This window comes from Pseudonocardia broussonetiae (assembly GCF_013155125.1).
Lineage (GTDB): Bacteria > Actinomycetota > Actinomycetes > Mycobacteriales > Pseudonocardiaceae > Pseudonocardia > Pseudonocardia broussonetiae.
Window position 1 is genome coordinate 5,524,480 of the sequence record NZ_CP053564.1, and the last position, 20,424, is coordinate 5,544,903.

Sequence of the window (20,424 nt, forward strand, 5' to 3'; positions counted from 1 at the left end):
CTCGTGGAGCGCACCGAGGACGGCGACTACCGCATCGGGCTCCCGCTGCGGGCACCGGTGGCGTACCACTCGTACACCCCGTCCCCGCGGGTGCGCCGCTCGACCGCGCCCGACCAGCGCAGGTAGGCGATGTGCGACAGCGTCTCGGAGATCGCGAGCTGGCGCTGGTGGGCGAGGATCGCCTTGGCCACGAGCAGGTCGGCCAGCTCGGTGACCGTGCTCGGCCGCTCCTCGACGGCCCGGCGCACCTTCTCCAGGCGCCGCAGCTTGTTGCGCACGATGGCCTCGATCCGGTCCACCGCGTCGCCGAACGGGCGCCCGTGCCCGGGCTGCACGAGGTCGGGCCGCCGATCCGCGACGGCGCGCAGCGAGTCGAGGTAGCTGCGCAGCGGGTCGGCGTCGAAGCCCCGCTCGAACGTCACCGGCGGGGTGATGCCGGGCAGCAGGTGGTCGCCGGAGAGCAGCACGCGGGTGGAGGCGGAGAACAGGCAGACGTGCCCGAGCGAGTGGCCCGGCGTGTGGATCACCTCCCAGCGGTCCCCGCCGATCACCAGCTCCTCGCCGCCGCGCAGCCGCTGCGACGCCTCCACCACCGAGTGCAGGTAGGGCAGCCACCGGGTGAGGTGGTCGGCGAGGTCGGTGCGCTCGGTCTCCGACACGCCGTGGTCGGCGTAGGTGTCGCGGCGCCGCGCCCGTGCCGTGTCGGGGTGCCGGTACTTCTCGCAGTCCAGGTCCGTCATCGTGTGCATGACCAGCTGGGCGCCGGTGACCTCCATCAGCCGCCCGGCCAGCCCGTAGTGGTCGATGTGGGCGTGCGTGACGACGATGCGGGAGACGTCACGCAGCGCGTACCCGGCGCCCTCCAGGCCCGCCTCCAGCGCCCCGAGCCCGCCGTCGGCGAGGTCCGGGCGCCAGACGCCGCAGTCGACGATCGTCACGCGGTCGCCGTCGGGGAGCACGTAGCAGTTGACGCTCTCCACGGCGTTGACGCCGATGGGGAGCGCGATCCGGCTGATCATCCGTGCATGCGCTCGAGCAGCGTGAACCACACCCGCAGCTCCACGCGGTAGGCCGTCGCGGAGCCGTCGACGGTGCCGGAGACCCGCTGCACCTCGAACGACGTGATGCCCTCCAGGGACAGGCGCGCGCGGTCCAGCGCCTCGGTCACGGCGTCCTGGATCGTGTCGCCCGTACCGATCAGGTCGACCGCCTTCTGCACGCTCACGAGCCCATCATCGGGCCGCTGCGCGCGACCGGGCCGCCGTTCCCGCTCGACGGAAGCGGACCGGGCCCGGCCGGGTCCCCGACGGACGAGGGGCGCTGGAACAGCACGTAGAGGTAGACCAGCGACGGGACCAGCACCAGCGACCCGAGGACGAGCGACACGAGCATCGCCGTCAACGTGGCCTCGCCGCGGGCCGCGTCGCCGATCGTGAGCGCGGGCGGCAGCACGTACGGGTACTGCGCCACGGCCCACCCGACGAGGATCGTCGCGACCGCCACCGAGGAGGCGATCCGCGCCGGGACGTAGCTGCGCCGCAGCAGGAGCACGATCGCCGCGCCGCCGGCGAGCACCGAGACGACGACGACGGGCAGCGCGCGCCCGACGAGACCGTCGAACAGCAGGGGCGCGTCGGCCCGCAGGACGAACAGCCCGGCGAGTCCCACGAGCCCCGTCACGGCGGCGGTGACCAGCGCACGGGCGCGGAACTGCGACGCCAGGTCGTCGTGGCCGTCGCGGCGGGCGTCGCCGCAGAGGAACACCGCGGCGAGGTAGCTGCACACCAGCACCGCGAGGACCCCGCCCAGCGTCGAGGTCGGGTTGACCCAGCTGGTGACCACGTCGCCGGCGGCGATCCCCGGGGGCACCCGCCCGGACGCCACCCCGCCCACGGTCGCGCCGAGGAAGTACGGGGTGACCAGGGACGACAGCGCGAAGGACGCGCCGAGGAAGCGGCGCAGGGGGAGGGTGGTGACGCTCTTGCGGAACGCGAACGCGGCACCGCGGGCGATCATCCCGAACGCGGCGAGCGTCATCGGGACGTAGAGCGTCGTGGTGATCGCGACGAACGCGCCGGAGAACGCCGTCCACAGGACGACGAGCACGAAGATCAGCCAGACGTGGTTCGCCTCCCAGACCGGCCCGATCGAGTGCTCGATCAGCTCGCGCTGCCGCCTGCCGCGCCGGGTGCCGCCGGCCAGCAGGTCCCAGACCCCCGCGCCGAAGTCGGCCCCGCCGAACAGGCCGTAGGCGATCAGCCCGACGAACATCACGCCGAGCACGACCTCGGGCAGCGTCACCGGAACACCTCCTGCCGCTCCGGGGACCCCTCCTGCGGGGCGGGCGTGTCGTGCGAACCGGCCAGGCGGCGCAGCACGACGACCGTGAGCACCGTCAGCAGCACGTAGATCACGACGACCGCGTAGAAACCGAGGAACAGGCCCGGAGCGGGGCTGACGGCGTCGGCCGTCCGCAGGAGCCCGTAGACGATGTAGGGCTGGCGGCCGATCTCGGTGGTGAGCCAGCCCGCCTCCATCGCCACGACCGCCGCGACCCCGGAGACGGCGACGGCCCGCAGGAACCAGTCCGAGCGCGGTATCCGCCGGCGTCGCCACCACGACCAGCCGAGCCACAGCGCGACCAGCACGAGCGCCGACGCGATGCCGACCATGGCGTTGTACGCCAGGTGCACGGCGTTGACCGGCGGCCGCTGCTCCGCCGGCACGCTGTCCAGCCCCACCACCTCGCCGTTCGGGTCGTGCGTCACGAGCAGCGAGAGCCCCCACGGCACCTCGAGGGCCCACCGGAGCTCGTCGTCGACGTAGAGCCCGCCGAGCGAGAGCGGCACCGCCGTCCCCGTCTCGAAGTGGCCCTCCATCGCCGCCAGCTTCACGGGCTGGTTCTCCGCGACGACGTTGGCGATCCAGTCCCCCACCCCGAACTGGAAGGGAGTGGCGATCGCGGCCGCCGTCAACGGGATCAGGAGCCCGGAGCGGTGGTAGCGGTCGCGCCGCCCGCGCAGCATCGCCACGGCGAAGACCGACGCGACCGTGAAGCCGGTGACCATGTACGCCGCGATGAGCATGTGCGTGAACTGGGCCCACGTCGACGGGCCGAACATCGCGCCGACCGGGTCGGCGTCGACGACCCGGCCCGTGGCGTCGACGGAGAAGCCGGTGGGGTTGTTCATCCAGCCGTTCGCGGCGATGACGAAGAAGGCTCCCGCCACCCCGGAGACGATCATCGGCAGCGCGCTGAGCATGTGCGCGCGCGGCGACATGCGGTCCCACCCGAACAGATAGATGCCGACGAAGATCGCCTCGATGAAGAACGCGAAGCCCTCCAGCACGAAGGGGAAGCCGACGACCTCGCCGTAGCGCTCGATCAGGCCCGGCCACAGGATGCCCATCTCGAAGGACAGCAGGGTGCCCGACACCGCCCCGGCCGCGAACAGCACGCCCATGGCCTTGGACCAGGTGCGGGCGAGGTTGCGCAGGTCGGCGTTGCCCCGCACGTGGGCGCGCCACTCGGTGAACACGACGATGGCCGGGAACGCCACGCCGAAGCACGAGAAGATGATGTGCCAGCCCAGTGACACGCCCATCTGCAGGCGTGCGGGGACGACGTTGTCGGTCGCACCCGCGAGCGCCACCTCCGCGAACGCTGCGTACTGGTCCACCCCGGCCTCCGCTCCCGTCGCCGCCAGGATGGTGCGCCCGGTGCGGCGGCGCGCGGTCCGCGCGGGAGTTCCCGCACGACGGAAGCGATGTGGCGACAGGTGCGACCGGCGCGCCGATACTGCGGTGGTGGACGGAGACCCGTGGGCTGCCTGGCTCGATCCGAGCACCCTCCTGCGGGCCGGGGCGGCCCTGACGCCGGTGGGCGCGCTCGAGGCCCTGCTGCGGGCGGCGGGGCGCCGGCTCGTCGGCACGCGCGTGACGGTGCCGGGATCGGGAGGCGAGCTCTCCCTGCGGTTCGACTCCCTGTCGCTCGGCCCCGACCCCGTGGGCCTGGCCCTGGGCCAGCTCGACGACCTGCGACTGGTCGCCTCCGACGTCCGCTGGCGCGACCTGCGGTGCCACCGCCTGGTCCTGGTGTGCCGCAACGTGCACGTCCGGCCGTTCCCGGCACCCGTCGCCGTGGCCGCCCCGGTGACGCTGGAGGTGGCCGTGGACATCGCCGTCCTCGCCGGGATGCTGACTGCGGCCCGGCGCGACTGGCTGCTGGAGCCCGCCGGACCCGGGCTGGCCCGGTTGCGGTGGGCGCGCCGTCCGTCGTGGGGCCACGTGACCGTCACCGCCGAGGTGAGCGGCACCGCCCTCCTCGTCCGTCCCCGGGAGCTCGTCGTCGGACCGCGGCGCGTCCGCCTGCCGTCCTGGTGCCCCGGCCGACGGATCGCCCTGCCGGCACTCCCCCGCGGGCTGCGCCTGCGGGAGGTGGTGGTCGACGGCGAGGAGGTCGTGCTCCACCTCGCCGCCGACGAGTGGCGGGAGCAGGTGCCGACGGGACGGCTCGAGGGACTCCTCAGGCGATTGACATAGTTATCGGGGGTGCATAGTATTTCAATCACGTGACGACAGGGCACCCCAGGAGGACCACCATGACCGCACCGACCGACGAGTTCACCCGGATCGCCCGGGAGAGCCGGCGCACCTTCACGGCCGCCGCGCGCCACTGGGGCGAGGCGCTGCAGAACGCCGCCGGCTCCGTCACCCTCGAGCACCCCGTGCCGACCCGGGAGCACACCCTCGCGCTCGTCGACTCGTGGTTCGACATGGCCGCTCAGCTGCTCGCCGACCAGCGCACCGCCACCACCGCCCTGGTCACCCGCGGCCACGAGGCCGTGACCACGCTCTCCGAGCAGGCGGGCGCCGCCACCAGCACGCTCACCGAGAAGGTCGCCGCCACCGCGGGCGCCGCGGCCGAGACCCTCACCAAGGCCCGTGCCCCGCGCAACGGCGCGTCCCGCACCGCCTGATCGAGCTCGACCCCCGACGCCCCGCCCGGCCGCACCGGCGGGGCGTCGCCGTCTTCCCGGTGCCCGCGTGCGCGCCCGGGACGCGGTCGCCCGAGCCGATCCCTCCCGGTCAGCGGGAGCGCGGCGGAACGGCCGGCCGGTCGGCCCGGTTGGACAGGACGTGCACGAGGCATCTCGAACGACCGACCGGGCCACGCTCGACGACCAGGCCGAGGCGCTCTACCGGCGCTACGGGGCGCGGCCCTGGGCCCTGCTGCCCGAGCACACCCGCAGCCACTTCCGCTCCCTCGTGCAGGCCGGGATCGACGGCCGCGGTCGGCCCACCACCGGCGAACCCCCACTAGCGTGAGGTCCCGTGAACCGCATCGCGCTGCACCAGTCGACCGTGCACCCGCTCGACCCGGTCGGCCTCGTCGGCCTGGCCGTCCGCGCAGGGATCCCGTCGATCGGACTGCGCATCGCCGCCGTGGACGAGGTCGAGCAGTGGTGGTCCAAGGGCATCGGGTCCGCCATGCTGCACGCACTGGTCCCGGCGCTGCTGGAGGCCCGGGTGACGGTGCTCGACGTCGGCCGCGTCCACCTCGGACCGGAGCTGCGCGTCCTCGACAGCAGCCACGCCTACACGCGCGTCCTGGAGCTGGGAGTGCGGCTGGGGGCCCAGTTCGTCACCGCCCGGGCCGTGCAGGACTCCGCCGACGACCCGGCCGAGCTGTTCGCCGTCCTCGCCGAGCTGGCGGCGCGCTACCGCCTCCGCCCGCTCATGACCGTCGTCCCCGGTTCGCCCGTCGCGACCCTGGACCGCGCCCTGGCGATCGTCGACGGCACCACCGGGGGCGTCGTGCTCGACGTCTCCCCCGGTTCGCAGGGTCCGGCCGACGTCGAGGAGCTGGTCGTCGAGCTCGGTGACGCGCTCGGCTACGTCCGGATCCCCGCTCGCGAGCTCGTCGACGGCGGCGTCCCCGGGTTGCTCGCCACCCTCCCGCCGCACGTCGCCGTCGCCATCGGCGGGGCACCGACCGGTGAGCCGGAAGCCCTCCACGGCGTCGACGCGGAGGTGAGCCGGGTGGCGGCGCTGCGCGAGGCGGTGGACGTCATGCTGCGCCACCCCCGTGCGGCCACCGGCCACTGAGCGTCCGCAGACCGCCGCCGACCGACGCGCGACCCCCTTCGGCGGCCCCGGGCCGCTCGCGTCCGAACACTGGACGGGACGTCAGCGCGGGGGAGGACGCATGGACGAACGGCTCGGTGGGCCGCCGCCGGCGCCCGCAGGCGCGGCGGTGTCCGGTGTCGACGGGCTCGTCGTCGAGGTCGTCCACCCCCGATCCGGCATCCTGCTCGTGGTGGTGCGCGGCGAGCTGGTCGAGCAGACCGCGGCCCAGGCGGAACACCTCCTGGCCCGCGCTCTGCCGTCGGAGCCCCACGACCCCCGACACCGCGTCGCCGTCGACCTCTCCGGGGTCAGCGCCGTCACGGCCCCCGGGCTCGACGTCCTCCTGCGCCTGCAGGACAGGATCGACGCGGCGGGCGGGCACCTGGAACTGCTCGCGCCGTCGGCGCCGGTGATCCTCCTGCTCCACGAGGCGGTCTCGGGCTGAGCACAGCCTCCCGTCTCGCCGCGGTGCTCGTCGGGCGATCCCGGTTCGCCGGCCCGCGTCGACGCTCCGCGGGCTAGGGCTGCGCCGGGGAGACAGGTCATGTCGTCAGGCGTGCCTTCAGCTCGGTCAGCGCGGACGCGTAGATCCCCGAGATCGCCTCGGCGAGCCCGGGCTCCTCGTCGGGCGACTCGGCGGCGAAGTCGGCCGTCCACACCACCTCGGAGCCGTCGGCGTGCTCCTGCACCGCGAAGCGCGAGCGGTAGTGGGCGAGCGCCAGCGGGCCGGAGAGGTACTCGTAGACGTAGGCGCGGGCCGCATCGTCGCGCTCGACGATCCGCTCCTGCGCGTCGCCACCCCCGCCCGCGAACGTGGCGTGCCGGACGTCGCCCTCCAGGTGCGACTTCTCGATCGCCGGCACCCAGTCGGCGATGTTGCCCACGTCGCCGCCGACCCGCCAGACGGCGTCGGGACTCGCGGGGACGACGATCGACTCGCGGACGTTCACGGGTTCTCCTCTTCGACGGGACGTGCGGGTTCGACGAGCAGTGCGGACAGCCGGGACACAGCGTCGGGAGCGACGCCGTGGGTGGTGAGCAGCGCGGCGACGCCGCCGTGGCGCGCGTCGACCTCCGCCAGGAAGGCGCGCATCACGTCCGGCGGCGCGGACCACGCGGCGCGGGGGTATACGTCCACGGCGTCGCCGTAGGTCGCCATCGAGCGCAGCCGCTCCATCGCCGGGGCGACGTCGGACTCCCCCGCCGCGTACTCGGCGACGACCTCCTCGCGCAGCACGCCGACCGCCTCGAGCAGCAGCGCGACGGCCACGCCGGTGCGGTCCTTGCCGACGGTGCAGTGCACGAGCGCCGGCAGCGCGCCGGGACGGGCCAGCTCGGCGATCACGCCGACGACCGCGGCGGCGTCGTCGCGCAGGTAGCCGAGGTAGGTCTCCAGCAGCGGGTCGTCGCCCGGCATCGGGGCCACCGACGAGCCCTCGGCGACGAGTGACCGGATCGTGAACGGGTGCGGCACGTGCCGGACGGGGAGGTCGGCGAGCGGGCCGCGGCCCTCCCGCTCCACCTCGTGGGGCAGGCGCAGGTCGACCGTGGTGCGGATGCCGGTGTCGGCCACGAGCGCCCGCGCGTCGGCCGGGGTCAGGAACTGGGGAGTGCCGCTGCGGTAGAGCAGTCCCGGCCGCACCCGCCCGCCCGACGCTGTGAGCAGCCCCCCGACCTCCCGAAAGCCGAGCAGGCCCGCGTAGGCAGCAGTCACGGCTGCGTGGACAGGATCGTGACGACGCAGGCGTTGCCGTCCATGCCGGCCGCCCCGCCGCCCATCGTCTCCACGAGCCCGACGCCGTGCCGCGCGACCTGCCGCGGGCCGGCGCGGCCCCGCAACTGCCAGACGACCTCGGCGATCTGGGCGGTGCCGGTCGCTCCGAGCGGGTGCCCGCGCGAGAGCAGCCCGCCGCTGGGGTTCACCGGCTGCGCGCCGTCGCGGGTGGTGTGCCCGGCCGGCGCGAGCTCGGCGCCCTTCCCGCGCGGGGCGATCCCGAGCGCCTCCAGCGTGAGGATCTCGCCGATGGTGAAGGCGTCGTGCACCTCCATGACGTCGATCTCGGACGGGGGGCGCCCGGCCTGCGCGAACGCCTTCTCCGCCGCGCGGGCGACGCTGGCGTAGCCCCAGACGTCGTCGCTGCGGTGGTCCCACAGCGCCCCGGACACCATCGCCGACGCCTCGACCAGTAGGTCATCGCGGTTCCCCCGGTCACCGCCGACGATCGCGGCCCCCGCCCCGTCGCTGGTCGGGCAGCACTGCAGCATCGTGAGCGGCTCGGCGATCATGCGGGAGGCGAGCACCTCCTCGGTGGTCGGCGCGCTGGTCCGCAGCTGCGCGCGCGGGTTGTCGAGGCCGTTGCGCTTGTTCTTCACGGCCACGGCGGCGAGCTGCTCGGGCGTCACGCCGAACTCGCCGACGTAGCGCTGCGCCGCGAGCGCGTAGAGGCCCGGCAGCGGCAGCGAGGACGCGCCCTCGGGATCGGTGGCCTCCGGCACGATGGCCCCGGAGAACAGCGTGGACATCTGGTCGACGCCGAGCACGAGCACGCACCCGAACCGTCCGAACCGCACCGCCTCCACCGCCTCGTGGAAAGCGCTCGTGCTGCTCGCGCAGGCGTTCTCCACCGTCCACACCGGCACGCCGGGGATGCCCAGCCCGCGCTGCACCCGCGTCGCGACGCCGGGCGGACCGAACACCGAGCCGACGACGATCGCGTCGATCTCTCCGGGGGTGATCCCGGCGTCGCGGACGGCCTCGGCGACGGCCTCCCAGGCCAGCGACTCCACCCGGCGCTCCGGGAACAGCCCGTAGTCCGACGTGCCGACGCCCCACACCATCGCTGTGCTCATGCCGAAGCCACCAGGTCTCCGTCGTCCGTGCCGGTGATGCGCAGCCGCGTCCCGATCGGCACGACCGCGGGCTCGGCGAGGTGCACGAGCACCCGCGGGCCGTCGTCGAGGTCGAGGTACGCGAGCCCGAAGGGCGGGCGCCGCTGCCCCACCCGGATCGCGACGACCGTCGAGGACCACGCGGTGCCGGTCACCGCGAACCGCTCCGGCGCGACGGGCGCGTAGCAGGCCGGGCACCACGGGATGCCGGTCTGCGCGGCCGGGTAGCGGCAGGCGGTGCAGCGGACGCCGAGCACGGCGTCGCCCCCGTCGTCGGAACGGTCGAGGACCGGGCGGGAGTCGGCGACGGGCAGGCCGCCGACCGCCGCGCCCGGGCGGCGCTTCGTGGGGCGGCCCACCCCGAGCTCGGACGTCATCAGTGATCACCCTCCAGCGTCAGCGAGAAGTCCGCCGACTCGATGTGCAGGTACGCCCCGACGCTCGTCTCGACCAGCTCGCGGACGAACTGCATCTCCTTGGTCGTGGGCGCGAAGTCGCGGCTGCGGGCCGGGGTGGCGCGCATGGTGTCGATCTCGCTCTCGGGCACCAGCAGCCGCAGGATCAGCTCGTCGTCGGAGATGCCGCCGCCGAACCGCTCGCGCAGCTCCGTGAGACTCGGCTGCGGGGGCTGCCAGTCGGTGTAGGACGCGGCCTTGGGCGTCGCCATGATCGTGTCGAGCACGTTCTGGTCGAGCGGGGCGACCGGGTCACCGTAGAAGCCGTGCGCGTAGATCAGCACCTCGTCCGGCACGACGGAGTAGCGCTTGCCGGTGACGACGTTGAGCACCGCCTGCGTGCCCACGAGCTGCGAGAACGGCGTCGCCATGACGGGGTAGCCGAGCTCCTCGCGCACGCGCGACATCTCGTCGAGGACCTCCTCGAACCGCTCCTCCATCCCCCGGGCGCGCAGCTGGTCCTTGAACGTGCCCGCCATCCCGCCGGGCAGCTGGTGGCGGTACTGGTACAGCGAGAACTCGGCGGGCTGCCCGACCGGCAGCGCCTCGTACTCCGCGACGCGCAGCAGGTGCTGCTCGACCGGGGACAGCCGGGACTCGTCCAGGTCGACGTCGAACCCGGCGTAGCGCAGGTTCGCGATCGTGTTCTCCGTCGACGGCAGCGACACCCCGGCGGCCAGCGGGCGGCTCGCGGTGTGCACGACGTCGGCGCCCGCCAGCAGGCCCTCCAGGTAGTTGATCGGGGCCAGCGCGTTGTTGGAGTGGAAGTGGATCTCGACGGGCAGCTCCCCCGCCGCGGCCTTGATCGCGGCCACGAGCGTGCGGGTGCGCTCGGGCGTCAGCAGGCCGGCGGCGTCCTCGAGCTCGATGCCGTCGGCGCCGAGCGCCACCAGCTCGCGGGTGCGGGCGGCGTAGTACTCGTCGGTGTGGAACGGGCTGTCGGCGTAGAGGATGCAGGGGATCGCGGCCGCGCCCTCGGCCTGCGCGGTCTTCACGAGCCGGCCGATCTTGTCGGTGTTGAACAGCCCGTCGTAGATCCAGAAGCTGCCGATGCCGTGCGCGCACAGGCGCTGCACCCACAGGTCCATGACGCTGTCGGCCGTCAGCCCGAAGGTCACGATGCCGTTGCTGCGGGCCCCGGCGCGGACGGTCGTGCGCGGCATCGCCGACGACAGCGAGATCAGCTGGTCCCAGGGGTCCTCGCGGCAGTGGCGCACGAGCACCTCGAAGATCGAGCTGCCGACGAGGTCGATCGTGTGGAAGCCGGTGCGGTCGAGCTCGGCGGCCATCGGCAGGCCCATGTCCTTGCGCAGCCGCATGCCCCACCAGCTCTGCGGGCCGTCGCGCAGGGTCTGGTCGATGACGCCGACCTTCCGGCGGCTGCCGTCGGCGTTGCGGGGGGCGCGGTCGAGGTAGGTCATGTCAGTCCCTGCTTCTCCAGGTGGTCGGGCAGGCCGCGGACGGCGATCCAGTCGGTGGTGACGTCGCCGGCGCGGAAGTCGGGGTGGTCGAGCGCGTCGCGGATGAAGGCGGCCGTGGTCGGCACGCCCTCGACGCGCAGGCTGCGCAGTGCGGCGCCGAGGCGGTCGGCGGCGGTGTCGCGGTCCGGCCCGTGGGCGACGATCTTGGCGAGCAGCGAGTCGTAGTACGGGCTGACGACGTGGCCGGGCTCGCAGTGGGTGTCGACGCGGACGCCGTCGCCGGTGGGCGGAACCCACACGCCGACGGTGCCGGGGCGGGGCACGAACCCCCGGGCCGGGTCCTCGGTGGTGATCCGGGCCTCGATCGCGTGGCCGGTGAGCACGACGTCGTCCTGGGTGATCCGCAGCGGCTCCCCCGCGGCGACGCGCAGCTGCTCGGCCACCAGGTCGACTCCGGTGACCATCTCGGTCACCGGGTGCTCGACCTGGATCCGCGCGTTGAACTCCAGGAAGGCGAACTCCCCGGTGTCGGAGTCGAGGATGAACTCGACCGTGCCTGCGCTGTCGAGCCCCAGCGCCCGCGCGAACGCGACGCCGCTCGCGCGGATCGCCTGGCGCACGGGCTCGGGCAGGTTCGGGGCGGGCGACTCCTCGACGACCTTCTGGTGGCGGCGCTGCAGCGTGCAGTCGCGCTCGCCGAGGTGGACGACGTGGCCGTGGCGGTCGCCGAGCACCTGCACCTCGATGTGGCGCGCCCGGCGTACGAAGTGCTCGACGTAGAGCCGCCCGTCACCGAAGGCCGACTGCGCCTCCGCGGCCGCCGCGGGGAACCGCGCGCGCATCCCCTCGTCGTCCTCGACGACCGACATGCCGCGCCCGCCACCGCCCGCCGCGGCCTTGACCAGCACCGGGTAGCCCAGCTCGCGTGCCGCCGCGACCGCGGCGTCGGTGGAGTCGAGGATCGGCGAGCCGTCGAGCACCGGGATCCCGGCGGCCCGGGCCAGCTCGCGGGCCCGCGCCTTGTCCCCGGCCTCCGCGACGGCGTCGGGCCGGGGCCCGACGAACACCAGTCCCGCGGCGACGCAGGCCGCCGCGAAGTCCGGGTTCTCCGACAGGAAGCCGTAGCCGGGGTGGAGCGCGTCGCACCCCGAGCCGAGCGCAGCACTGAGCACCGACGGGATCGCGAGGTAGCTCTGCGCCGCGGGGGCGGGGCCGATGCAGACGGCGCGGTCGGCCAGGCGCGCGGCGAGCGAGCCGCGGTCGGCGGTGGAGACGGCGACGACCGACTCCAGTCCCAGCGACCGGCACGCCCGTACCACCCGCACGGCGATCTCGCCGCGGTTGGCGATGAACACCCTGCGGATCGGGGTCGAGCGAGCGGCACCTCCACCCAACCCTGTTGGGCGAGGGTGCCGTTCGCGCAGGTCGGTGTCAGGCATCGCTCGGCCGGATCAGGAAGAGCACCTGGTCGTACTCCACCATCTCGGCGTTCGCGGCGAGTACCTGCACGACCACCCCGGCCCGCGGCGTGACCACGGGGTTCATCAGCTTCATGACCTCGACGATGGCGAGCTGCTCGTTCTCGCCGACGTTGCTGCCGACCTCGACGAACGGCGGCTCCCCCGGGCTCGGAGCGACCCAGAACGCCCCGACGGCGGGCGAGCGGACCTCGACGAGGCCGGTGGTGTCGACGGGTGGGCCCGGCGGGGCCGGGGCGGGGGGCGAGGGGGCTGCGGCGGGGCCCTCCGGAGTTGCAGGAAAGCCACTTTCCCGCACTCCGGTGGCAGGAACGTGGCTTTCCTGCAAGACGGGGGCGGGTGCGGCGGGCGCCGGAGCGGCGACGGCCGTGGGCGGCCCGTTCTTCCCCACCGTGATCGTCATGCCCCCGATCTCCAGGGTCATGGCGGTCCAGTCGGACGCCGCGAAGGTCCGCAGCACCTCCCGCACCCCGCGGTGGGTGACGCTGTCGGGCACGTCGGGCACGTCGGGCCCGCTCATGCCGGTCTCCTCTCGTCGGCGCCGGACTGCGCGGCGGCGTGGGCGGCGGCCGCCAGCAGCACCGGGAGCCGGTGCGCCGCGACGATCACCTCGACGCCGCCGTCCAGGGCGTGGCGCACGCCGTCGGCGGTGGTGAACAGGGCCCCGCGGACGGTGCGGGTGCCGGGAGGGAGATCGGGCAGCCGCTCCCCCAGCTCCTCGGGCGCTGCGGCGTCGGCGTCGAACACCGGCGCGGGAACGTCGGCGCCGGGCGCGACAACGCGGACCGGGGCTGCGGCCTCGGCCCAGTCGCACAGGCGACGCAGGTCGTCGTCGCCGGTCTCGTCGACGGCGGTGGTCGCCACCTCGCCTGCGTAGACCCGGCCCGCGGTGGCGTCGACGGTGACGGTCCGCCCGACGAGCGCGTCGACGGTGCCCGCGCCGCACCCGACGACGCACGGGGTGTCGAGCGCCCGGCTGACGACAGCGGCGTGCGAGGTGGCCCCGCCCTGCTCGGTGACGACGGCGTCCGCGGCGATCATGCCCTGGACGTCGTCGGGGCTGGTCGCCCGCCGGACGAGGACGGTGCCCGGCCGCGCCTCCTCGGGGGTGGCGACGGCGAGCCCCGTGGCGACGCCCGGGCTGGCCGCGGCGCCGGCGGCGAGCAGCTCGGCCACGTCTGCGGCCGCGGGGTCGATCGAGGGCCGCAGCAGCGTGCGGACCTGCTCGGCGGTGACCCGCCCGACGGCCTCGGCGGGCGTGATCGCGCCCTCGTCGACCAGCGCCACCGCGATCCGGACGGCGGCACGGGCGGTGCGCTTGGCCGGGCGCGACTGCAGCAGGTACAGCTCGCCGCCCTGCACCGTGAACTCGATGTCCTGGGCGTCGCGGCCCTCGGTGTCGAGGCACTCCGCGGCGGCGAGCAGCTCGGCGTGCACGTCGGGGTGCGACGCGGCGAGGTGCGCCAGCGGCTCCGGGGTGACCCGGCCCGACACCACGTCCTCGCCCTGCGCCCGGGGCAGGTACTCGCCGTAGGGCTCGCGCGCGCCGTCGACGGGGCTGCGGGTGAACAGCACGCCGGTGCCGGAGTCGTCGTCGAGGTTGCCGAACACCATGGCCTGCACGGTGACGGCGGTGCCCAGATCGGGGATGCCGTGGTGGTTCCGGTAGGCGACGGCGCGGCGCGAGCGGCTCGACGCGAACACCGCCGCGACGGCCGCGCGCAGCTGCTCCCGCGGGTCGGCGGGCACCTCACCGGCGCCGTCCTGGGCGATCGCCGCCCGCACGGCCGCGGTGTCGGGCAGGTCGTCGAGCTCCTCGAGGCAGCCGAGCACGAGCCGCCCGTAGAAGCCGGTGAACCGGCGGTGCACCTCGGCCGCGAACGCCGGGTCGCCGCTCTCCGCGGCCAGCGCGGTCTCGACGGCGTCGGTGCAGCCCAGGTCGAGGATCGTGTCCATCATCCCGGGCATGCTGACCGCCGCCCCGGACCGGACCGACACCAGCAGCGGCCGCTCGGTCCCGCCGAAGGTGCGGCCCAGCGACCGCTCCAGCAGCCGGATGCCCGCCTCCAGCTCCTCGGCGAGCCCGTCGGGCAGCCCGCCCGAGGCCAGGTGCGCGGCGCACGCCTCGGTCGTGACGACGAACGCCGGTGGCACCCGCAGCCCGAGCGAGCGCATCCGCCACAGACTCCACGCCTTGCCGCCCACCAGGTCCCGGCTCGGCTCGACCGCCGGGTCGTCGGGGACGACGATCCACCGGAACCCGGTCGTGGTGCTCATTCCTCCCGCTCCCGCCCGGTCAGCCGCAGCAGGTGCTCGTGCATCTGGAACCAGACGGTGTGGAACGAGTCGACCCGCACCCCGCTGACGTAGTCGGTCTCGCCGCCCTCGGCGCGGGTGAGCGCGGTGCCCAGGCGCTCGACGAACCGCCCGACCAGCGGGTCCTCGACGGGCCCGAGGACCGCGGGCAGCTTGTCGAGGATCCGTCCGAGGCGGTCGAGGACCTTCGCGTCGTGGTCGGCGTCGGAGTGGTCGTTGGTGACGCGCTCCCCGCCGACCTCGACGGTCTGCCAGTCGGTGGTGACCTTGAGGACCTGCTTGTTGACGCCGCTCTCGAACGCGTCCATCGCCGCGGCGACGGCCGGGTCGGACCGCAGCGCCCCGAACACCACCGGGTAGGCCGCGTCGAGCTGCTCCCGCCCGGCCGGGGTGATCATGAACTTGCCGCGGGCCGCCATCACCGCGCCGTCCGCGACCGCCTTCTCCAGCTCCGCCTCCACCTCGGTGGCGGGCTGCCCGGAGACTCCGGCCAGCTCCTCGGCCGTGGCGAGCTGCTTCATCGTGAGGGTGTGCAGGGTGAGCAGGTGGGGGTCGAGCATCGCAGGTCCTCTCAGGGGGTGGTCGCGGCGGCGGTCATGCGGTCGCGCACCTCGCGGCGCAGCGACTTGCCGACCGGGCTGGTGGGCAGGTCGGGCCAGATCTCGACGGCCCGGGGGCGCTTGAAGCCGGCGAGGCGCTCCGCGCAGTGGGCGACGATCTCGGCGGGCTCCACGTCCGCCCGCAGGACGACGGCCGCGGCCACCCGCTCGCCCCACGTCTCGTCGGGGAGGCCGACGACGGCGGCCTGCGCCACCGCCGGGTGGCTGAGCAGCGCGTCCTCGACCTCGCGCGGGTACACGTTGAAGCCCCCGCTGATGATCACGTCGTGGCGCCGGTCGAGCAGGTGCAGGTAGCCCTCGCCGTCCCAGCGGCCGATGTCGCCGGTGTGCAGCCAGCCGTCGGGCTCGAGGGTCTCGGCCGTCGCCTCGGGCCGCCGCCAGTAGTGGTGCATGGTGTGCGGGCCGCGGGTGAGGATCTCGCCCACCTCGTCGGGGCCCAGGGACCGACCGGCGGCGTCGCGCACGTCGACCTCGACGAACGTGTACGGCTTGCCCGCCGAGGTCAGGCGCTCGGGGGTGTGCTCCCACGGCTGGAGGCAGGTGATCGCCAGCGGCGCCTCCGCCTGCCCGTAGAGCTGGGCGAACACCGGCCCGAGCACGTCGATCCCACGCTGCAGCACCGTCGTCGCGATGGGGGCGCCGCCGTAGCAGAGGCGCTCCAGGGCGAGCCCGCCCGACGACGCGAGCGCCGCGGTCGCCGGGTCCTCCAGCAGCATCGCGATCATCGTCGGCACCATGAACGTCGACGTGGCGCGGTGCCGCTGCGCCGCCTCGAGGAACGCGGCGGGCGAGAACTTCGTGACGAGGACGTTCGGCGCCCCCTTCACCAGGTGCGGCAGGAAGAACGCGCCGCTGCCGTGGGTGATCGGGGCGGCGTGCAGCATCACCGACGACGGCGTGAGGTTGGGCAGCAGGTCGACGAGGAAGTTCGCCACCTCGGCCAGTTCGCTGCGCGTCGTGAGCACGACCGCCTTCGGCCGGCCCGTGGTGCCGCCGGTGTAGGCCAGGCGCAGCGGGGCGTCCAGGTCGCGGCGCACGTCGCACGGCCCGTCGGGCGCGCCGGCGATCATGCCCGGCAGCTCGTCGGAGATGATCATGACCTCGACGGCGGCGGGCGGGTCGCCGGCGTGCACCAGCGCCCTGGCCTGCGAGTCCTCGATCTTGAACGCGTGCTCGTGGGGCGTCTCGCGGGTGTTGAGCGGCACGCGCACGAGCCCCGCCTTGGCCAGCGCGTAGTAGACGACGACGCCGTCGATCCCGTTGGGCAGCAGCACCGCCACCCGGTCCCCCGGCTCCAGCCCCCGGGCCAGCAGGGCGTGGCCGAGCCGGTCGGTGAGTGCGTCGAACTCGGCGAAGCTCACCGTCCGGGCCCCGCCGTCGTCATCCGGGTGGACCAGCGCGGGGGCGGCACCGAACTGCCGCCCCGCGCGCCGGATCAGGTCGCCGATCTGCACGGTCAGCCGTTCCCCTGCAGGTCGGCCCGGAGCAGCCCGGCCCCCTTGCCCTGCAGCGTCCGGCTGTCGCGCTGCGCCAGCTCGTAGAGCGCGTTCGCGCGGTCGGAGGTGTAGTGCCGCTTGACCCACTCCTCGTCGAGGTAGCGGAACTCCGGCGCCTGCGCGGACGGGGTGAAGCCACGGGCCCTGCGGTTGTACTCGTCGAGCTCCAGGCGCCCCGCGCTCGTCGTCCACAGCCCGGTCTTGGGGTCGAGGCTCGACGAGCCGGACAGGCTGGAGCCGGCCGTCGGTGCGAAGTCGTCGTCGGTGAGCACCGAGTACGGCACGCCGGTGAGCATGTTCTGGTTGAGGCCGGAGTAGCGCGCCATCGTGTACTCGCTGGTCTTCTGGTGCGGGAAGCCCAGCAGGCCGACCATCTCGCCGAGGTCGTCGCGGCCGTACTCGTCGTTCATGAGCGGCTTGAACCGCTGCACGCGGTCGTCGAGCTGGAACCAGTCGTCCTGGCGGTAGGTCCCGGCGAGGTGCGCGAAGTCCTTGGCCACCGACGAGTAGACCAGGGCGCCGGCGTCGATCATCTGCTCGCGCGACCAGCCCGCGATGCGCTTCCACAGGTCGGCCGTGGCCGCGTTGAGGATCTCGCGGTAGGACTCCATCGTCTCCGCGAGCTTCTCCGCGTTCTCCATCCCGACGGGCTGGTAGCCGTCGGTGAGGGCGTCGGAGGTGTACATGCCGACGGCCGCGATGTTGGACGCGTCGTAGGACGGCTCCGCCTCGAACGAGGCCCAGTCGTCCATGAGGTTGAAGTTGGTGTCCTTGAAGACGATCGGGATCGTGAGGTTGCCGAACGGGAGCTGCGTGGCGATGCCGTCGAGCCAGGGATAGTCGCCCTCGGTGAGCTCGAAGAAGTCGCGGACGATGAGCTGGCGGTTGTCGCCGAAGTTGTACGGACCGCTGTTGTGCAGCCCGATCCGGCACTCGCAGTGCGCGAGGAACGCGTACTGCGACAGCTGCGCGACGAGCTTGGTGGCCGCGGTGTGCAGCCGGTCGCCGGGGACGACGCCGTGCAGGTCGGACTCGAACACCTGCAGCGTGCGCTCGGGCAGGAACTGGCTGCGGTCGCCGAACTCCTTGTTCGTCATGTGGCCGTCGTTGCGGTGGTAGGCCAGGTTGAAGCGGCGCGAGAAGTCGAGCACGTCGACGACGTCCTCGACGGCGTCGGCCGGGCCCAGCAGGCCCCAGTTCATGAGCATCTCGCGGCCGATGAGGTAGAAGGCCGGCATGCCCCAGGCGGCGTTGACGGTGTCGACCTTGAGGCTCACCTCGCGGGCCCGGTCGCCGAGCTCCTCGGCCGGCGTCGCGGCGTCGATCTCCCGGAGCTGCGTGGGCAGCCGGTAGAACGTGTTGAGGTAACTGAGCAGCATGTACGGGTTCATCGGGAACAACTTCGACTCCTGCACCGTGCGCGTGATGCACAGCCAGTAGGTCGTGTCGCTCAGCTGCCGGAGGTAGTTGTTGGTCTCCAGCAGGCTCTTGTAGCTCAGGTCCGCCATCACTCAGCCCTCGATCTTCCAGATCCGGGCGTGCCCGGTGTTCCCGGTCTCGTACGCGTCGGCCGCCGGCGGCGCCGCCGTCACCTCGATCTCGACGACGTCGCCGTCGACGAGGGTGTCGATCGTGCAGTTCATGAGCGTCGGCACGTCGTACTCGCGGGCGAGGATCCCGAGGTGCGAGCGCACGGAGCCGCCCAGGCAGATGACGCCCGCGAAGCCCTCGATGATCGGGGCGGTGAGCGTGCCGCCGGAGTCGTCGATGACGGCGATCGTGCCGTCCGGGACGCCGTCGGCGAGGAACCCCATGACCTGCTCGATCTTGGAGATCAGCGCGACCGGGCCGGTCACCGACGCGGTCTTGCGGATGACGTTGTCGCCCACCCCGACCTGCCGGCGGCCGTCGGTGACGGCGCCGTCGGCGAACGCGGAGGCCACCTTCTCGGGCCGCTTGTACTTCTCGGGCTCGGACTCCAGCGACACCGTCGCCGAGAAGTCGAAGCGGTAGCCGGAGTCGAGCGCCTCCTGCTCGACGGCCTGCGCGTCGGCGAGGGAGAACAGGTCGTACTGCCGGTCGAACACCACGTCCTTCCAGGCGACACCGGTCGCGGCGAAGCGCTGCGCGGCCAGTTCCCGGACGGCGGAGTTGTAGCGGCCGGGCAGCGGCAGCATCTCCTTCGTGCCCCACTTCGGGGGTGTCAGGGCGGCCTCGGGGGCGGGATCGGACATCGTCACCTCTCCGTGATCGGGTCGGCGGTTCGGCCACCGGCGTCGGATCCAGTGCCACGTCCGGAGGCCCGTAGGCCTCGTTCTGCGGCTGTTCACGAGGGTGAAAGGTAGGTACGTTGAGAGATGTGACCCAGTCCACGTTGGTGGACAGTCCGGCGTCGACGACGACTGCCACGCCCTCCCGCCGGGCTCGTTCCTCACCACGCACCGCCCTGCGCAGGGCCGACTACGAGCGCGCCTTCGACGTGCTGGAGGATTGCGACGGGTCCCCTTCGCTGCCCGATTTCCGGGAGCAGCTCGTCGAGGCCCTGCACCACCGCTTCGGGCTCAAGCACGTGTCGTTCTTCGTCGGCGCCACGTTCCACAACATCTTCGGCGACCTCGCCCCCGTCACCGAGGGCAACACCGCGAAGATGCTGCCGGAGTACCAGGAGCGGTGGTCGCGCTACGACGTGTTCGGCACGCCCGCCGCGATGCGCCAGCTCGTCTCCAGCGGCGTGTCCTCCCTGTCCGAGTTGCGCGCGCTCGGCGCCCTGCCGGCCTCGGCCAACGCTTACGTCCGCCACTTCCTCCAGGCGACCTGGGGGATGGAGTCGGCGGCGGCGATGCGCCTCGAGCTGCCCGGCGGCCACACCGCGCTTGTCGGCATGTTCGACACCGCCCCCGACCGCCTCTCCCCCCAGGACCTGGCCACGCTGCGCGCCCTGTCGCGCCAGCTCTCCGCCATCGCCCGCGGCCTGCCCGTCTCCCGCCCGAAGGCCGCCCTCGCCGGGCTCTCGGAGCGGCAGCGGCAGGTGGTGCAGCTCGTGGCCGACGGCCTGTCGAACGCCCAGATCGCCGAGACCCTGTCGTTGGCGGAAGACAGCGTGAAGAAGTACGTGAGCCGCATCCTGAGCGCCACCGGCTGCCAGAGCCGGATGGAGCTGGCGCTGCTGGCGCGGTCGCGGGGCTGAGCTCGCATCGTCTGCCAGCCGGCTCACCGGCTGGCCTGCTCGGCCGGTTGACCGGCTCGGCCGGCTCACCGGGTGGCTGGGCCTGGGGCTCGCACACAGGGTGCGCGGCCGGCACACAGGGCCGGGCTTGTGTGCGGGCGGTCGGAGGTGTGTGCGAGCGGAGTGGTGGGCACCCCGGCCCCGGCTCGCGCTCGCACACAGGTTTCGGGCTCGCGCACAGGTTGCGGGCTCGCACGCAGGACGGGACGTGTGCGCGAGCCCGGAAGGTGTGCGAGCGGGAGTTGTCGCCTTGTGCCGACCCGGGGCGCGGCTGTTCCGGCACCGGCGGCTCTCCCCATGGCGTGCGAAGGCTTCGACGAACCGCGCTCGGACGCCAGCTCGCGCTCGCGCACAGGTCCGGGGTTCGCACACAGGTTGCGGGGCCGGCACACAG

General features: G+C 73.7%; 22 protein-coding genes. 6 read left to right on the forward strand and 16 right to left on the reverse strand.

What is annotated here, in order from left to right; all coding sequences use genetic code 11:
- Window positions 1-26 precede the first annotated feature (26 nt).
- From HOP40_RS26765 to HOP40_RS26780, 4 genes are read right to left on the reverse strand one after another with little or no spacing between them, the layout of a single operon-like run.
- Window positions 27-1,019 (reverse strand): MBL fold metallo-hydrolase, encoded by a 993-nt coding sequence (locus tag HOP40_RS26765; RefSeq protein WP_172163568.1) that lies wholly within the window; start codon window positions 1,017-1,019, stop codon window positions 27-29.
- Window positions 1,016-1,225, reverse strand: coding sequence for a dodecin family protein (locus HOP40_RS26770; protein ID WP_172163571.1), 210 nt, complete (start codon window positions 1,223-1,225; stop codon window positions 1,016-1,018). Before HOP40_RS26770 ends, HOP40_RS26765 begins: the two co-directional genes overlap by 4 nt.
- Window positions 1,222-2,301, reverse strand: coding sequence for a cytochrome d ubiquinol oxidase subunit II (locus tag HOP40_RS26775; protein WP_172163574.1), 1,080 nt, complete (start codon window positions 2,299-2,301; stop codon window positions 1,222-1,224). The genes HOP40_RS26770 and HOP40_RS26775 overlap by 4 nt, the downstream gene beginning before the upstream one ends.
- On the reverse strand, window positions 2,298-3,680 hold the full coding sequence (locus HOP40_RS26780; protein ID WP_240157294.1) for a cytochrome ubiquinol oxidase subunit I: 1,383 nt from the start codon (window positions 3,678-3,680) through the stop codon (window positions 2,298-2,300). The genes HOP40_RS26775 and HOP40_RS26780 overlap by 4 nt, the downstream gene beginning before the upstream one ends.
- Before the next feature lie 127 nt (window positions 3,681-3,807).
- Between HOP40_RS26780 and HOP40_RS26785 the strand changes: the two genes are divergently transcribed.
- The 5 genes from HOP40_RS26785 (at window position 3,808) to HOP40_RS26805 (ending at window position 6,574) form a co-directional block, all read left to right on the forward strand.
- A complete protein-coding gene (locus tag HOP40_RS26785; protein WP_172163577.1) occupies window positions 3,808-4,542 on the forward strand; it encodes a hypothetical protein in 735 nt (244 codons plus the stop codon).
- Between the two features lie 59 nt (window positions 4,543-4,601).
- On the forward strand, window positions 4,602-4,979 hold the full coding sequence (locus HOP40_RS26790) for a hypothetical protein (RefSeq protein WP_172163580.1): 378 nt from the start codon (window positions 4,602-4,604) through the stop codon (window positions 4,977-4,979).
- Between the two features lie 160 nt (window positions 4,980-5,139).
- A complete protein-coding gene (locus HOP40_RS26795) occupies window positions 5,140-5,328 on the forward strand; it encodes a hypothetical protein (RefSeq protein WP_172163583.1) in 189 nt (62 codons plus the stop codon).
- 6 nt (window positions 5,329-5,334) lie between these two features.
- Window positions 5,335-6,108 carry a hypothetical protein gene (locus HOP40_RS26800; RefSeq protein ID WP_172163586.1) on the forward strand — a complete coding sequence of 258 codons (774 nt, stop codon included), beginning with the start codon at window positions 5,335-5,337 and terminating at the stop codon, window positions 6,106-6,108.
- 100 nt (window positions 6,109-6,208) lie between these two features.
- Window positions 6,209-6,574 carry an STAS domain-containing protein gene (locus HOP40_RS26805; protein ID WP_172163590.1) on the forward strand — a complete coding sequence of 122 codons (366 nt, stop codon included), beginning with the start codon at window positions 6,209-6,211 and terminating at the stop codon, window positions 6,572-6,574.
- Between the two features lie 97 nt (window positions 6,575-6,671).
- Here HOP40_RS26805 and HOP40_RS26810 read toward each other — a convergent pair whose 3' ends face one another.
- The 12 genes from HOP40_RS26810 to HOP40_RS26865 form a co-directional block, all read right to left on the reverse strand.
- The gene (locus HOP40_RS26810; protein ID WP_172163594.1) at window positions 6,672-7,079 is read right to left on the reverse strand and encodes an SRPBCC family protein; all 408 of its coding nucleotides are present in this window, start codon (window positions 7,077-7,079) and stop codon (window positions 6,672-6,674) included.
- Window positions 7,076-7,843 (reverse strand): tyrosine-protein phosphatase, encoded by a 768-nt coding sequence (locus tag HOP40_RS26815; protein WP_172163597.1) that lies wholly within the window; start codon window positions 7,841-7,843, stop codon window positions 7,076-7,078. Before HOP40_RS26815 ends, HOP40_RS26810 begins: the two co-directional genes overlap by 4 nt.
- On the reverse strand, window positions 7,840-8,979 hold the full coding sequence (locus tag HOP40_RS26820) for a thiolase family protein (RefSeq protein WP_172163600.1): 1,140 nt from the start codon (window positions 8,977-8,979) through the stop codon (window positions 7,840-7,842). Before HOP40_RS26820 ends, HOP40_RS26815 begins: the two co-directional genes overlap by 4 nt.
- Window positions 8,976-9,395, reverse strand: coding sequence for a Zn-ribbon domain-containing OB-fold protein (locus HOP40_RS26825; protein WP_172163623.1), 420 nt, complete (start codon window positions 9,393-9,395; stop codon window positions 8,976-8,978). Before HOP40_RS26825 ends, HOP40_RS26820 begins: the two co-directional genes overlap by 4 nt.
- On the reverse strand, window positions 9,395-10,894 hold the full coding sequence (locus HOP40_RS26830; RefSeq protein WP_172163626.1) for a carboxyltransferase: 1,500 nt from the start codon (window positions 10,892-10,894) through the stop codon (window positions 9,395-9,397). The genes HOP40_RS26825 and HOP40_RS26830 overlap by 1 nt, the downstream gene beginning before the upstream one ends.
- A complete protein-coding gene (locus HOP40_RS26835; RefSeq protein ID WP_338053036.1) occupies window positions 10,891-12,249 on the reverse strand; it encodes an acetyl-CoA carboxylase biotin carboxylase subunit in 1,359 nt (452 codons plus the stop codon). The genes HOP40_RS26830 and HOP40_RS26835 overlap by 4 nt, the downstream gene beginning before the upstream one ends.
- 76 nt (window positions 12,250-12,325) lie before the next feature.
- Window positions 12,326-12,892, reverse strand: coding sequence for a biotin/lipoyl-containing protein (locus HOP40_RS26840; protein ID WP_172163632.1), 567 nt, complete (start codon window positions 12,890-12,892; stop codon window positions 12,326-12,328).
- Entirely contained in the window at window positions 12,889-14,649 is a 1,761-nt protein-coding gene (locus tag HOP40_RS26845) for a pyruvate, phosphate dikinase (protein WP_172163635.1), read from the reverse strand. Before HOP40_RS26845 ends, HOP40_RS26840 begins: the two co-directional genes overlap by 4 nt.
- Window positions 14,646-15,248 carry a hypothetical protein gene (locus HOP40_RS26850; protein WP_172163638.1) on the reverse strand — a complete coding sequence of 201 codons (603 nt, stop codon included), beginning with the start codon at window positions 15,246-15,248 and terminating at the stop codon, window positions 14,646-14,648. Before HOP40_RS26850 ends, HOP40_RS26845 begins: the two co-directional genes overlap by 4 nt.
- Before the next feature lie 11 nt (window positions 15,249-15,259).
- Window positions 15,260-16,762 (reverse strand): class I adenylate-forming enzyme family protein, encoded by a 1,503-nt coding sequence (locus HOP40_RS26855; RefSeq protein WP_172163641.1) that lies wholly within the window; start codon window positions 16,760-16,762, stop codon window positions 15,260-15,262.
- A 2-nt stretch (window positions 16,763-16,764) separates the two neighbouring features.
- On the reverse strand, window positions 16,765-18,312 hold the full coding sequence (locus HOP40_RS26860; protein ID WP_172163644.1) for a hypothetical protein: 1,548 nt from the start codon (window positions 18,310-18,312) through the stop codon (window positions 16,765-16,767).
- 3 nt (window positions 18,313-18,315) lie between these two features.
- Window positions 18,316-19,038, reverse strand: a complete 723-nt coding sequence (locus HOP40_RS26865) for a PEP-utilizing enzyme (protein ID WP_205346931.1) — start codon at window positions 19,036-19,038, stop codon at window positions 18,316-18,318.
- Window positions 19,039-19,163: 125 nt separating this feature from the next.
- On the opposite strand from HOP40_RS26865, the gene HOP40_RS26870 reads away from it, so the two are divergent.
- Window positions 19,164-19,991, forward strand: coding sequence for a helix-turn-helix transcriptional regulator (locus HOP40_RS26870; protein ID WP_172163647.1), 828 nt, complete (start codon window positions 19,164-19,166; stop codon window positions 19,989-19,991).
- The last annotated feature ends 433 nt before the right edge of the window (window positions 19,992-20,424 follow it).